Origin of the sequence: Halalkalibacterium halodurans (assembly GCF_005671335.1) — a bacterium.
GTDB lineage: Bacteria > Bacillota > Bacilli > Bacillales > Bacillaceae_D > Halalkalibacterium > Halalkalibacterium halodurans.
In genome coordinates this window covers 3,545,685-3,559,756 of sequence record NZ_CP040441.1, presented here as the reverse complement: position 1 = coordinate 3,559,756, position 14,072 = coordinate 3,545,685, and the positions used below count along the sequence as shown (strand labels likewise).

Here is a 14,072-nt window from a genome sequence, read left to right as displayed (position 1 = left end):
GTTTCTTGTGAGGCGAGCTAAAAAGAGGGTATACTGACTGTGATGCAACTTCATTGAATGATTCATCCTGTTTCGTTAGGAGGGAACGTGATGATTAAAATTACTGATGCGGCAGTCAATCGCATTAAAGAAATGATGAAAGAAGAAGGCGAAGAAGGCCTTAAGCTACGTGTAGGTGTAAAAGGTGGAGGCTGTAGCGGTCTTTCCTATGGCATGGGGTTTGATAATGAACAGACAGAAGATGACACGCTCCACGAAATTAATGGCTTGTCTGTTTTAATTGATAATGAAAGTGGACCCATATTAAAAGATGTTGTCATTGATTACAAACAAAACATGATGGGTGGCGGATTTACGATTGATAATCCGAACGCCATTGCTACATGTGGTTGTGGCACATCATTCCGAACAGCTACCAACGCAGGAACGCCTGAAGATTGCTAAATAAAATCCCCCTTCCTTCAATGGGAAAGGGGATTTTTGTCTTATTAAAACAAGCTTGTGCTGTGACCAGGGAAAACACGGGCGGTTGGATCAATAAAGGCTTTAGCATTGTTGATGGCGGTAGGTGCTTCTCCAAAGCCGGTCGCAATCAGCTTTACTTTCCCAGGATACGTGCATATATCACCAGCTGCATAAATACCCGGAATGTTTGTCTCCATTTTTGTGTTGACAACGATGGAGTTCTTTTCGATTTCTAAGCCCCATCCTTTAATTGGGCCCAATGAGGAAACGAAACCGAAATTGACAATGACCTCATCAACATCGAGTGTTTCAACAGCATCACCTTTTACTTCTTGAATCGTCACGTGATGAATCTTTTCGCCGTCACCTGAGAGCTCAGAAATAGCAAAAGGGGTTAAAATGTTGACGGAAGATTTTTGCAGGAGTTCGACGCTATGCTCATGTGCACGGAATTTATCGCGTCTGTGAATTAGTGTCACATTTTTCGCGACAGGTTCAAGCATGAGAGCCCAGTCTACGGCTGAGTCGCCACCACCAGAAATGAGCACGTTTTTACCTGCATATGCATTTAAATCATTTACAAAGTATTGAAGATTCTTTCCTTCATATTGCTTGGCACCTTCCACCTCCAGTCTTCGTGGTTGGAAAGCCCCTGCCCCTGCTGTAATGATAATCGCTTTCGAGTAATGTGTTTCTTTGTCTGTTTTGATTGTGAAAGTATCGTCGGTTTCTTTCGTCACATTCTGAACGGACTGCTCAAGAGCAATGGTTGGATTAAATTGTTCTGCTTGTCTTTTTAAGTCATTTACGAGGTCCTGTGCTTTTACTTTTGGAAAACCGGCTACATCGTATATGTACTTTTCCGGATAAAGAGCAGCAAGCTGACCACCTAGCTGAGGCATGCTCTCGATAATCTTCACCTTCGCCTGCCTCATTCCGCCATAAAATGCAGCAAATAATCCTGTCGGTCCCCCGCCGATAATCGTAATATCATACAATTCTTCTTTTCTTGACATCTTGGCACCTCCGCGACACATTTTCCATTTCATTATAGATTTACACAAATGAAAATGAAAGGAAAAGGCGCTTTTATTATCGGAAAATTTAGAATTTCACAAAGGGAGTGTAAATAAATCTGTCATACCAACGGTTTCGGTAAGCGTTTTCTAAGATCGGTAATCATTTTTTAAAAAATGCTTGAAAATTAAAGGCAAAACTTCTATTATTATAGATGTATTTTGCGACAATTTTACGACAATCTACAGATATCATACAATGTCACTTTTTTTGCCATTATACGTGAAATGAATCACAATCTTTTTGTCAAATGGTGTCGAAAATCTTGAAATGGAAGTGATGATTTTGAATAAGCCAAACATCGTTATTCTCGGAGCAGGTTATGGTGGAATAATCACCGCATCCCGCTTGTCAAAGCAGCTTGGACACAATGACGCGAACATTACGCTTGTGAATAAGCACAGTTATCATTATCAAACCACTTGGTTGCACGAACCGGCAGCAGGGACGATTCCTGCAGAAAAAGCAAGAGTGCCGATCAAAGATGTACTCGACTTGAATAAGGTCAACTTTGTTCAAGACACAGCAGTAGAAATTGACAGAGATGCGAAGAAAGTCGTCCTTGAAAATGGAGAATTGGAGTATGATTATTTAGTCGTTGCTCTAGGCTCTGTCGCTGAAACATTTGGCGTACCGGGCGTGTTTGAGCACGCATTTAGCAAGTGGACTGTCAATGGTGCTCGCCAAGTAAAAGAGCATATTGAGTATATGTTTGCAACATACAACAACCTAGAAGAGAAGAAGGACGAGCTCTTAACATTTATCGTGGCTGGTGCTGGTTTTACAGGGATTGAATTTGTAGGAGAGCTTTCGAAACGTGTTCCTGAACTTTGCGCAACGTATGACGTACCTCGTGAAAAAGTGAAAATGTACGTCATTGAAGCTGCACCAACAGCTCTTCCTGGTTTTGATCCAGAGCTTGTAGAGTACGCGATGAACCTTCTTGAAAGCCGCGGAGTTGAATTCAAGATCAATTGCCCAATCAAAGAAGTCGTTAAAGATGGCGTCATTTTAGCGAATGGTGATGAAATTAAATCCAACACAGTCGTTTGGGCGACAGGTGTTCGTGGACCGGAAATTATTGAAAAATCTGGATTTGAAGCGATGCGAGGTCGTATCAAAGTTGAATCTGATCTCCGTGCACCAGGTCATGAGGAAATTTTTGTCATCGGTGACTGCGCATTGATCATCAACGAAGAAATTAATCGTCCGTATCCGCCAACTGCACAAATTGCGATTCAAATGGCAGAAACCTGTGCACATAACTTGGCAACGCTCGTAAAAGGCGGTAGTGAGTTGAAAAACTTCAAGCCAGAGATTAAAGGTACTGTTGCTTCCCTTGGAGGAAAAGAAGCGATTGGTGTTGTTGGCACCCGAAAATTGTTTGGGAGCTCAGCAAGCTTCATGAAAAAGGTTATTGATAATCGCTCTCTCTTCTTAATTGGTGGTCCTGGGCTTCTATTGAAGAAAGGTAAAAACCCGCTATAAGCCGAAAGAGCGCATGCATACAACACAACCCTAACGATAGAGAAAAGGTTAGCTCAAATATGAGAGCTAGCCTTTTTTTATCCTGTTTAACTGGGGCTAAGATTCCACAGTGTGAACCGGAAAAACATTGAATGGGAGACCAAAGGGAACCACAACTGCTGAAGTTTCACTTACTATTTTAAACTTCACTTTTATTGACATTGTATCGATGAAAACGTTAGAAAATTCAAAGAATTCGTAGATAGAGTCAATTGATTACGCTTACATGTGAGAATACCTCGCAATTGTCATGTTTATTTGTATTGAAAATTCTGATAATATAAATGAAATGATTGCTAGGGGGAGAACGCTCGTGAGAAAGAGAGAACAGACAAAAACAACGAGTTGTCCGTACTGCAAGGGTCGTGGCTATTTTCAATTAATCCTAGGCGGTACGGAAACATGTGATTATTGTAGTGGAGCAGGAACTTTACAAGAAGTGAAGCCGGAAAGCATCGTCTCATGACGGTGCTTTCTACTTTTAAGAACATTTATTTTGTAGCAATTAAGGTGGCAGTCAGATGCTGACACAAAGCTGTCAAGATGACTTGCTTGACTGTGCTGCTTCCATTGAGTAAACTAGCAAGTGAACATGGGGGTGCACAGATGAGTTTACCGCAATTGCTCATTTCGATGCTATTATTTTTAATTTTATTTTTCGGCATAGGCTTTCTGTTAAATATGGTGTTACGGTCTACTTGGATTATGGCCGTTTTTTATCCGCTTATTGTTATTTTTATAGTTGATCATGTCCCGTTTTATCAATATTTCACATCGCCTGCTACCTCATTCTCTAGGTTGTGGGACGATCTGATGGCGTTGCAGCTTGTGGACCATTTGATCCTTACGAGCGGTTTTATCGGTGCAATTATTTCAGGGATTGTCATACGAATGTTACGTGTCCGCGGATACCAAATGTTTTAACGATCATGAAACGCTCTTCCTTCGGGTTGGGTGTTTTTTTTTTGCTTGTATGTGTAGGATAAAAGGTAGGAAAGCCGGTCATGCTAAAAGTGAATTTGAATTGTTGTCGATAACTTTCTAAATTTTCCCGCGTTTTTTTGTATAATCTTACTTCTCTTTGGAGATGATGACTTCTGAGAGGAGTGAGAGGATGGAAGCAGCTAAAAAATATGGACGTCGTTCATTGATGACGATCCTCGTACTTGCTGCCTTTTTGTCAACTTTTCACACGGTTTCAGGAGTTAACGCTCAACACATTGAGCGATGGTTATTGGATCAAAGGGAATCCTCGGATACAGTGGAACCTTTAGAAGCGAACGATAATGCAAGCTATTCGTTATTTGATAGGGAAAAACGCAGCTTGCCAACGATTAAAACGGAAGAAAAAGCGAAGTCCTTACAGGCTGTCGAATCAGATCCTGTTCCATTGGAAGAAGCGGTTGATTGGAGTCAGTACCCATCGAAAAAAGTAGTGGCTACGGGCTACACGGCAGGGGTGGAATCGACAGGAAAACGGCCTGGAGATGCATCCTATGGGATTACGTTCTCTGGTGTTGAAGTAAGACGTGATCTCTATTCCACGATTGCGGCAGATCCCCGTGTGTTCCCAATAGGAACAGTTTTATTCATACCAGGGTACGGGTACGGTGTTGTAACCGATACGGGATCAGCGATAAAAGGCAATAAAATTGATTTGTACTATGAAACCGTAGAAGATGTGTTTAATCAGTGGGGCCGAAAAGAAGTGGAAGTGTACATCGTGGAAGAGGGAGACGGCACATTTACAGATGAAGAGCTAAAAGCTTTAAATGAAAATGAAGCTGTACAGGTCTTCCGAGAACAAATCAATCGTTAGCTGAAAAAAATCGAACCACATTTGTTGCGGGTTCGATTTTTTTCACGTTACAAAGGACACTTTTTTAATTGACTTTAGTCGTCCAGGTTATGATCCCATAACGGATCCTTCCCATCATTTGCAGGGAAGTGAGAAGGGTGAAGCAGAGCAGCAAGCTTTTTCAAACCGAGGAGTAACCGAGGAGAAGGGCGACAATAGAGGGGCTCTTCTAATGCGTGCACCTTTCCTTCTTGAAGAGCCGCCATCTGCTCCCAGTTTGGTCGCTTCCAAAGCAGTTCAGGCTTAACTTTATCAGCGGCAATGCCGACCCAAGCAAGGCAAATATGATCCGGTTGCTTGTTAAGGACATCGTCCCAGTCGGTCTTCACACTAGGAATGGATGTATCACCGTAGACATTTATACCCCCGGCTAATGCGCTAATCTCGGTTAACCAATTCGTTCCCCCAGGAGTGAAAACTGGCTTAGGCCACCATTCCCAATAAAGGCGGACAGGCTCCACTTTGGCTGCCAAAGAACGATAGTGCTCAATGATTCCCTCGTACCGCTCGATTGCTACAGTAGCTTCTGCTGTCGCACCTGTACGTTTGGCTAAGTCTTTTAAGCATTCGCCAATTTCTTTTAAGGAATGTGGGTTATACACGACGTGGGGAATGTCTCTTTTTTGCAATTCCTCTACATTTCGCTCCATTCCTGGAACGCTGAGGGAAGCGACGACAAGATCAGGCTGTAGCGCTTCAACTTTATCCATGTCAATTCGTAAATCGGGTCCTAGCCGGGGAAGAGAGCGAGTGACTGTCGGCCAGTCGGAAAAATCATCCACGCCAACGAGCTGATCGGCAAGTCCAAGGTAGGCTATTTTTTCGGTATTGCTAGGACAGATGGAGACGAGTCTCATGGGAAAGAGCCTCCTTTACTAATAAATGACGACGTACAGTATGAAGGCAAGAAGAATGCCAAGCAAGGCGCCAAAAAACACCTCGATTGGTTGATGCCCAAGAAGTTCTTTCAGTTCCTTCCGTTTTTCCATTTCTTCTTTCTTCGGCCAGCTTTTCAATTCAGAAACAAGTTTGTTAAAATCACCGACAAGTTGATTCAAAACAGTCGCATGGTACCCGGCATGGCGTCTGACACCTGTCGCGTCAAACATGACAATAATACCAAAAACAGCTGAGATTGCGAACAACGGGGAATCTAGTCCATCTTCAAGAGCGATGGCTGTTGCCAAAGCGGTGACGGCAGCGGAGTGGGAACTCGGCATTCCCCCCGTACTCGTTAACAGAGTCCAATCCATTTTTCGGTCTGGAAGATAAGCAAGTGGTACTTTAACAAACTGAGCAACACCGATCGCAATCAACGCTGCCCATAGCGGGAAATTATGAAACAATTCCATGTTGTTCAACGTCCTTTCTCCATCTACATACAAATGCGAACAGCTTCATGGGACTATATAAAATAAAATGGTGTGAAGTTCACCTCATCACATGATATAGTAGGGAAAATCATCGTTCGATTGTGTAAAGATGCTTGTCAATTATACCATAAGAAGGCGATTTCTTACCATGAAACCATTGCGGTTATCTGTTTTTCTCTTTCCCTATATTCTATTCTGTTAATCGCTTGTCTAGTCTGAAAAACCTATCCAAGAAAAAAGACGCTGGGTAAGGAGGAGCGTATGCTGTATTTTCAAAATACTTTCAGTTTAAGGGGAACTCACGATGCGATCATTGTCGCAGTATTTGAAGGTCATGAGCCTTTTGTCGCAGAACTAAAACAATTAGATGAAACACTAAATGGCCATTTATCAACGCTTGTGAAACAAAAGCAGTTAAAAACGGAAGCAGGAAAGATAACCGAGTTTTATACGTTTGGTTTAATTGAAGTCAAATGGGTGCTAGCCGTAGGACTTGGAAAGCGGTCGGTTGCAAGTGCCGATACCCTTCGCGCAGGATTTGCAGCGGTCGGAGAAAGAGTAAAGGAAAAACGAATGACGAATGTAGCGGTGGTGCTACCTTCGTTCGTATCAGAGAGGGTAAGTGAACAAGAGGTTGCTCGGTTGTTCGGCGAGTCATTCACGATGGGCTATTCAACTATTGACGACTACAAAGAAAGAACGAACCTCGTCGATAAATCGCTGGACTCAGTGACGGTTTTTCATGGACATCGTCCTATCGAGACATCGGTACGTGAAGGAATAACATATGGAAATGGGTCTGTTTATGCGGAGCGGCTCATGAGTATACCGCGTACGTTGTTATCACCGACAGAGCTCGTGACAGAGGCGCAGGCATTAGCGAGCCGCCATGGATTTGACATGGAGACGTTAGGACAAAAAGAGATGGAAAAGCTAGGCATGGGTGGACTTCTAGCTGCAAGTGGCCCTGCTGAAAATGCAACGATGCTCGTGCTTAAGAACAAAGGGAAGCGTGAAGAACAGGAGGCTATTGGCTTAGTTGGCGCAGGGGGAAACGGAATTTTTAGCCCATGGATGGGCGGGGCTGCTGCTGTACTTGGCGCGATGGACATTATCGGGAGCTTACATAGTCAAAAGAATGTATTAGCAATTCTGCCGATCGTGGAACAAGAACATGGTCAGCAGAATCCGGCACCTGGAGATGTCATTCGTTCGTATTCAGGGAAAACCATTGAAGCGGATCATATAGAAGCAATAGGGGCATTGCTATTAGCCGACGGTATCACATATGCAAAAGAGTTAGGAGTCCATTCACTCGTGACAGTTGCCCCGTTAGCAGAAGAGCTACGGAGTATACTAGGTGATGAAATCACGGCCGCTGTTACAAACGACAAGTCCTGGTGGAAGAAAATGCAAGAAGCGTCTCTGAAAACAGGAGAACCAATCTGGGCACTCCCGTATTATCGACCTTATACGAAACGGCTACAGGAAGAATCGGTTGCTGATTTAAGGCTAACAATTGGTCGCTTTGCTAATTGTATGGCTACTGCCCTATTTGTTGGCGAGTTTGCAGAAAATGATCCATGGGTTCATCTTGATATTGCCGGCACAGTGGCGCGAGCCCGCGGCGTCATGGCACGGACTCTTGCCACTTTTGTATTGAATAATGGGGAGAGGGAACTCCGCTAACGAAGCGGGGGTTTCCTTTTTCACGTGAAAATCATTAACCGAATGTATTAGGAATTCCTCGAAAAATGGCGAATCTTTTTTGGTTTATGATGATCATAAAATGGTATAATTTTCTTTAGGATTCATGATCCGAATAATGAAGGGAAGGAGTGAGAGAATGCAATTTTTAATTTTAGTGAAGCAAACATTGGAAAATAAAATGATGCCTCTCGCTCATCAAGATTTAAAGGAAGTACGATGGATCATTTAACAATTCTACAGTTTCTTTATTCCGTTCTTATCTGATGGGTGCGTGGATTGAAATTATTTCGAATTTTTCCTTAAAGAAAGCCTTATCGGGTCGCACTCTTCATGGGTGCGCTGACCATTATTATTTTCCATTTAATGCTTCAAAACATTAAATGGGGGAATGTTTATGATGAAGCTAAGCACCATGAAAAAAGTAGTTGCTACCGTTGATAAAAAATGGAGAAGTCCGTTAGCTGAGTTCATTTTAGAGCGATGGGGTTTTGACCGTCATTCTGTTTTTTACTGGAGAGCAAGCGCCAACTTCATATTTATGTTTCAACATCATGGGAAAAAGTATTATTTACGGTTTAATGATTCTTGTGAAAGAAATCTTACAATGATTAAAGAAGAGCTAAAACTAGTTCAATACCTTGGGAGTCAAGCTTTAGCAGTCGCTCAGCCAGTTTTATCAAAAAATAACAACTTAGTAGAGGTTGTAATAACTCCTATAGGTACATTCTATGCTGTCGTTTTTGAAGCTCTTGACGGGGAGCATCTTTCGTTTGAGGAAATGAATGAAGAGCAACTTTTTGTATGGGGAGAAATGCTAGGCACGATACATGAGAATCTAAAGAATGTACCGAATGATTTGGCCATAAAAAGGCCTAGCTGGAAAGATGATTTAGAAAAAGTAAAAGAATGGCTCCCACCTAACGAAATAGCGGCAATGAAAGAGCTAGAGATGATTTCTGAATGGGCTAATCAATTGCCCATTACAAAAGAGAACTTTGGAATCATCCATTACGATTTTGAACTGGACAATGTACGATTTAACGAGATAACCATAAGTGCTCTTGATTTTGATGATTGCGCCTATTATTGGTATGTAGCAGATATCGTTTATGCGCTTAGGGACGCTGGGAAATTCCGTGTAACAACCCCTGCTATAAAGACGTTCATGAAAGGGTACAAATCATCAACTTTTTTAGACGAGGAGTTACTCGAAGAAGCGAATGGCTTTGAGCGATTGCATCATTTAGTCTCCTTTGCACGATTACTACGCTCAGTTGACAAGGATTACTCGAAAGAGGAACCGGGTTATCAGATGGATCTTAGCAAAAATTTAGTTTCTCTCATAAATAACTATCGCTTATCTTTTGAACAGAATCATAAATAAACGTAAATCCCATAATGGCGAGATACAACTATACCTTACGAATGATGGAGCCTCCGCAAAGCGGGGGCTTTTGAATGACTGTTTCTTTGACATGTTGCTTTTTTTGTCCGTTTCCTATGAAGCGCTTTCATTATACACTAGAGGTGGAAAACGAAGCAAAACGAAGGAGGCGTTTGGACGATGAAGAAAATTCTCAACGATCCGCAAAACGTTTTGGATGAAATGCTCGATGGATTTGTATATGCCAATGGACATCTTGTCGAACGAGTAGCGGAGACAGGTGTGATTCGCCGGACATATGTAGACAAAGGCAAAGTGGCGTTAGTTAGTGGAGGCGGTAGCGGACATGAACCGAGTCATGCTGGTTTTGTCGGACAAGGAATGCTGGCGGCCGCCGTTTGCGGAGAAGTGTTTACGTCGCCAACGCCGGATCAAATTTTTGAAGGAATTAAAGCGGCAGATCAAGGAGGCGGCGTTCTTCTGATCATCAAAAACTACACAGGTGATGTGATGAATTTTGAAATGGCAGGAGAAATGGCTGAAGCAGAAGGAATAACTGTTGATCACATCATTGTGAATGATGATATTGCGGTGGAGGATAGCTCATTTACAGCTGGAAGACGCGGGGTCGCAGGGACGATTATTGTCCACAAAATTGTAGGAGCTGCCGCTGAAGCTGGTCTATCGCTACAAAGCTTAAAAGTGCTAGGTGAAACAGTCATTGAGAACACGAAGACGATCGGTGTGTCGATCTTGCCTGCAACCGTGCCAGCTGTTGGGAAGCCAGGATTTGAACTGGGAGACGACGAAATGGAATATGGTGTTGGGATTCACGGGGAGCCAGGTTATCGTAAAGAAAAGCTGAAATCGTCCAAGGAAATAGCCGAAGAGTTGATCCTCAAATTAAAAGAAGCGTTTGGCTGGAGCAAAGGAGATAAATACGGTGTGTTAGTCAATGGGCTTGGAGCTACACCTCTTATGGAGCAGTATGTGTTTATGAATGATGTAGCGAACAAGCTAACAGAGGAAGGGCTTAACATCCAATTTAAAAAAGTGGGCTCTTTTATGACGTCTATCGACATGGCCGGTGTTTCTCTTACTCTTATAAAAATCGTGGAAGAAAAATGGCTTGATTATTGGAATCATGAAGTGAAAACGGTGGACTGGGCGTAAAGAGGAGGTAGGCTGGGATGTTTACAGTGGAAAATACAACGAAATGGCTACATGCTTTTCACGAAAAGGTTCAGGCGAATCAATCGTATTTAAGTGAATTAGACAGCGCGATCGGAGATGGGGACCATGGGACAAACATGGCTCGTGGGCTAGCAGAAGTCGAGCGAAAGCTAAAGGAGAATTCTTTTGAATCTCCACAGGAAGTGCTGAAGATGGCAGCAATGGCGCTCATTAGTAAAACGGGTGGTGCTTCAGGCCCGCTCTACGGGACAGCGTTGTTAGAAATGTCAAAGCAAGTGGCGATCGATCCCGATCATATTGGTAAGACAGTCGAAGCAGGATTAAACGGAATTTTAAAGAGGGGCAAGGCGACAACGGGGGAAAAAACGATGGTAGACGTATGGAAGCCAGTAGTTGAAAGCCTCATGGCGGAGCAGCAGCTAAGCAAAGAGAGGATTCACCAATTTGTGAGCGAAACGAAAGAGATGAAAGCGACAAAAGGTCGTGCCTCCTATCTAGGTGAACGTTCTCTCGGTCATCTTGATCCTGGAGCTGTATCGAGCGGGTATTTGTTTGAAGCGATGATCGATGGAGGGATTCTGTCATGACAACAAAGCCGTTTGGCATTGTCATCTCCTCCCACGTTCCTGCATTAGCGGAAGGAATCGTCACGCTATTAAAAGAGGTGGCCAAGGATGTGTCCATCACTTATGCGGGTGGAACGGACGACGATCAGGTGGGAGCCAGCTTTGAGAAAATTCAGCAGGCGGTCATGGACAACGAGGCTGATGAACTGTTTGTGTTTTATGATTTAGGTAGTGCAAAAATGAATGTCGAGATGGTGATTGAGCTAAGCGAAAAGACGATTCATCTCATGGATGTGGCCCTTGTAGAAGGCGCTTATACGGCCGCTGCTCTTACGCAAGGTGGTGCTTCTTTTGAGACCATCACGGAGCAACTACAGCCGCTTACGATCAAATCACGTGGCTGAATCTTTCAGGCAGTAACTCATCATTTTACGGGCACGGTGCTTCATCGTGCCCATTATCCATTTCCGATTTTTACGTTTCGGTCAGCTAAAGGAGCAACGGCATGACAAATTCGATCATTACGAAAAAAGTGATTGCCAAAGCGTTCAAAGATTTGATGGAAGTACAGCCGTTTTCAAAAATCTCGGTCAGTGATATTATGAGCCGTGCTAACATGCGAAGGCAAACGTTCTACTATCATTTCCAAGATAAATTTGAACTTTTACACTGGATTTATAAGCAAGAGACGAAAGAACACAGTATTGATTTTTTAGCCTATGATGATATCCAAACCATTTTTCGCCATCTGCTGCATTACTTTTATGAAAACCAAACATTTTATCAAAGGGCGATGGACGTGAACGGGCAAAATGGGTTTTCCGACTATTTGTACGAACATATCCAAACCCTTTATCTCAATGAAATCGATAGACTTTCGCAAAAAGATCGCGAATTTATTTCGTCGTTTTATAGCTATGGTGTTGTCGGTATAATTCATCAATGGCTACAAGCACACTGCCCACAAGAACCAGATGTGATCGCTGACCATTTGTATCATTTGATACACAAACCATGGCAATGGTCGATTCAACAAGAGTCAGAAAGCTCAGGTGAGGAATCATGAAAAAAATCATGAACGGACCAGAAAAGATCGTTGATCAAATGCTTCAGGGCTTTGCTTTTGCTCGAGCGGACAAAGTCGAGTACGATCCGTTGCATCGCGTCATCTATCAAAAAACCTTCGATCCCAAAAGTGTGCCAATTATCAGTGGAGGCGGTAGCGGACACGAACCTGGACATTTAGGGTATGTAGGGGAAGGGATGCTTGCGGCCGCTGTTCAAGGAGACGTGTTCGTTCCGCCGTCAGCTCAACAAGTTCTCGCTGCGATTCGTCAAATGGATCAAGGGAAAGGTGTTCTGTTGATTATCAAAAATTTTGTTGCAGATTTAGCGACGTTTTTGTCAGCAGAAGTTCAAGCCCGAGCCGAGGGAAGAGATGTTGCGCATGTGATCGTAAACGACGATGTATCCGTGGAAAGCGATGCATCCTTTGAGAAACGGAGGCGTGGAGTGGCAGGAGCCGTTCTCGTCCATAAAATTATCGGAGCTGCAGCCAAGGAAGGCTATTCACTAGAAGCGTTACAAGAGATTGGTGAACAGGTTGTAAAAAATCTTGCCACTTTAGGTGTGGCTCTCACCCATGCAGATTTACCGGAGAGACGTGAGCCCCAATTTCTGTTGGAGGAGGGGGAAGTGTACTTCGGGGTTGGAATTCACGGTGAGCAAGGGTACCGGAAAGAAAAGCTTGTGTCGTCTGAACTGCTGGCCGTCGAACTAGTGAATAAGTTAAAGAGCCTTTATCGCTGGGATAAAAATGATCAATATGCAGTTCTCATTAATGGCCTTGGTGGCACCCCGTTAATTGAACAATATGTGTTTGCTAATGACGTTCGCCGGTTATTAGCGATTGAAAATTTACACGTTTCCTTTGTGAAGGTAGGAACTCAACTGACTTCCCTGAATATGAAAGGTATTTCATTGACTATGCTGAAAATCTGTGACGAGCAGTGGGTAAAATGGCTGTACGCGCCAGTTGATGTTGCCCACTGGGCCTAATTTCTATTAACCACTCCTCCAACACGAGGGGTGGTTCTTTTTTCGGAAAATGCACTAGCGATTTCGTCGGATTGAGGAGGATATGAGACGATCTGCGAGGATAACGTTAGGAATGTTATGTGATAGTTTCTCATATAAGAATAGGAGGGCTGAACCACTATTAGCCAATATTATGCCGTTTGAGGCGCCAGTATTTTTCCAGTATGCTTTTAATATCCGTATGATCTCATATTATTTTACGAGGTTTTTGATAAAATTGTATATTCTTGTAATTTTATAGTTTTTACTGACAACTTCATAGAAAGGAGGAAACGCTTGTGACATTCGTTTCTCGCTCACTAAAATTGCTTGATCGCGCGATTATGAAGCTAGAAGAGATCATTTTGAGCTGGTCGATTATTATGATTGCCGTCATGATTGTCGGTAATGTGCTAAGTCGGACGTTTTTTGGCACAAGCTGGTCGTTTCATCAGGAAGTGAGCCAGTTTGCCGTCATTATTGCAACATTTATGGGAATCAGCTATGCCGCTCGGAAAGGGAGACACATAAGCATGTCTGCTTTCTATGATCTAGCTCCATTTAAAATTCGCAAGGCCTTATCCATTTTTATTCCGGCCTTAACGGCTATTATCTTGTTCACTTTCGCCTATTTTGCTTATCACTATATGATATCGGTTTATCATACGAGCCGAGTAACGACAGCATTACAAGTTCCAGCTTACCTGATGTCTGTATTTATTCCTGTTGGCTTCACTCTTGGTGGGATTCAATTTTTACGGAACATGTGGATCAACATAAAGGAAAAGGATGTCTATTTAGCAATGGATCGGAAGGATTATACATAGAGAGTAAGTATCCTA

The 14,072-nt window shown here is 43.0% G+C and carries 16 protein-coding genes; 13 read left to right on the top strand and 3 right to left on the bottom strand.

The genetic code is table 11. The features are described 5' to 3' along the window. The first annotated feature begins 90 nt into the window (after nt 1-90). Nucleotides 91-444: a HesB/IscA family protein gene (locus tag FED51_RS17385; protein WP_010899550.1), complete on the top strand. Its 354-nt coding sequence runs from the start codon at nt 91-93 to the stop codon at nt 442-444. 44 nt (nt 445-488) lie between these two features. On the opposite strand, the gene FED51_RS17380 is transcribed toward FED51_RS17385, so the two are convergent. Next, a complete protein-coding gene (locus FED51_RS17380; protein ID WP_053430368.1) occupies nt 489-1,481 on the bottom strand; it encodes an NAD(P)/FAD-dependent oxidoreductase in 993 nt (330 codons plus the stop codon). Between the two features lie 346 nt (nt 1,482-1,827). Here FED51_RS17380 and FED51_RS17375 point away from each other — a divergent pair, with 346 nt between their 5' ends. The 4 genes from FED51_RS17375 to FED51_RS17360 all read left to right on the top strand — a co-directional run bounded on the left by FED51_RS17375 (nt 1,828) and on the right by FED51_RS17360 (nt 4,888). Then, nucleotides 1,828-3,030 (top strand): NAD(P)/FAD-dependent oxidoreductase, encoded by a 1,203-nt coding sequence (locus FED51_RS17375; RefSeq protein ID WP_010899548.1) that lies wholly within the window; start codon nt 1,828-1,830, stop codon nt 3,028-3,030. 352 nt (nt 3,031-3,382) lie between these two features. Continuing rightward, nucleotides 3,383-3,535 carry a YuiA family protein gene (locus FED51_RS17370; RefSeq protein ID WP_010899547.1) on the top strand — a complete coding sequence of 51 codons (153 nt, stop codon included), beginning with the start codon at nt 3,383-3,385 and terminating at the stop codon, nt 3,533-3,535. 140 nt (nt 3,536-3,675) lie between these two features. Next, on the top strand, nt 3,676-3,993 hold the full coding sequence (locus tag FED51_RS17365; RefSeq protein WP_010899546.1) for a YuiB family protein: 318 nt from the start codon (nt 3,676-3,678) through the stop codon (nt 3,991-3,993). A 190-nt stretch (nt 3,994-4,183) separates the two neighbouring features. Continuing rightward, nucleotides 4,184-4,888, top strand: a complete 705-nt coding sequence (locus tag FED51_RS17360; RefSeq protein ID WP_053430369.1) for a 3D domain-containing protein — start codon at nt 4,184-4,186, stop codon at nt 4,886-4,888. 74 nt (nt 4,889-4,962) lie between these two features. Here the strand turns inward: FED51_RS17360 and FED51_RS17355 are convergent, their stop codons facing one another. Together FED51_RS17355 and FED51_RS17350 are read right to left on the bottom strand one after the other, a co-directional pair. After that, complete coding sequence (locus tag FED51_RS17355; RefSeq protein WP_053430370.1) at nt 4,963-5,784, bottom strand: cobalamin-binding protein; 822 nt, start codon at nt 5,782-5,784, stop codon at nt 4,963-4,965. An 18-nt stretch (nt 5,785-5,802) separates the two neighbouring features. Further along, a complete protein-coding gene (locus FED51_RS17350; protein ID WP_010899543.1) occupies nt 5,803-6,279 on the bottom strand; it encodes a divergent PAP2 family protein in 477 nt (158 codons plus the stop codon). 282 nt (nt 6,280-6,561) lie between these two features. On the opposite strand from FED51_RS17350, the gene FED51_RS17345 reads away from it, so the two are divergent. From FED51_RS17345 to FED51_RS17310, 8 genes are all read left to right on the top strand, one after another. After that, nucleotides 6,562-7,989 carry a M17 family peptidase N-terminal domain-containing protein gene (locus tag FED51_RS17345; protein ID WP_053430371.1) on the top strand — a complete coding sequence of 476 codons (1,428 nt, stop codon included), beginning with the start codon at nt 6,562-6,564 and terminating at the stop codon, nt 7,987-7,989. Between the two features lie 433 nt (nt 7,990-8,422). Continuing rightward, nucleotides 8,423-9,394 carry a phosphotransferase enzyme family protein gene (locus tag FED51_RS17340; RefSeq protein ID WP_175414335.1) on the top strand — a complete coding sequence of 324 codons (972 nt, stop codon included), beginning with the start codon at nt 8,423-8,425 and terminating at the stop codon, nt 9,392-9,394. 180 nt (nt 9,395-9,574) lie between these two features. Further along, on the top strand, nt 9,575-10,567 hold the full coding sequence (dhaK, locus tag FED51_RS17335) for a dihydroxyacetone kinase subunit DhaK (RefSeq protein ID WP_053430374.1): 993 nt from the start codon (nt 9,575-9,577) through the stop codon (nt 10,565-10,567). A 17-nt stretch (nt 10,568-10,584) separates the two neighbouring features. Continuing rightward, nucleotides 10,585-11,175, top strand: coding sequence for a dihydroxyacetone kinase subunit DhaL (gene dhaL / locus FED51_RS17330; RefSeq protein WP_053430375.1), 591 nt, complete (start codon nt 10,585-10,587; stop codon nt 11,173-11,175). Continuing rightward, the gene (gene dhaM, locus FED51_RS17325) at nt 11,172-11,558 is read left to right on the top strand and encodes a dihydroxyacetone kinase phosphoryl donor subunit DhaM (protein ID WP_053430376.1); all 387 of its coding nucleotides are present in this window, start codon (nt 11,172-11,174) and stop codon (nt 11,556-11,558) included. The genes dhaL and dhaM overlap by 4 nt, the downstream gene beginning before the upstream one ends. A 101-nt stretch (nt 11,559-11,659) precedes the next feature. Then, on the top strand, nt 11,660-12,220 hold the full coding sequence (dhaS, locus tag FED51_RS17320; protein WP_053430377.1) for a dihydroxyacetone kinase transcriptional activator DhaS: 561 nt from the start codon (nt 11,660-11,662) through the stop codon (nt 12,218-12,220). Continuing rightward, a complete protein-coding gene (dhaQ, locus tag FED51_RS17315) occupies nt 12,217-13,212 on the top strand; it encodes a DhaKLM operon coactivator DhaQ (RefSeq protein WP_053430378.1) in 996 nt (331 codons plus the stop codon). Before dhaS ends, dhaQ begins: the two co-directional genes overlap by 4 nt. A gap of 317 nt (nt 13,213-13,529) precedes the next feature. Then, entirely contained in the window at nt 13,530-14,057 is a 528-nt protein-coding gene (locus FED51_RS17310) for a TRAP transporter small permease (RefSeq protein WP_083445454.1), read from the top strand. The last annotated feature ends 15 nt before the right edge of the window (nt 14,058-14,072 follow it).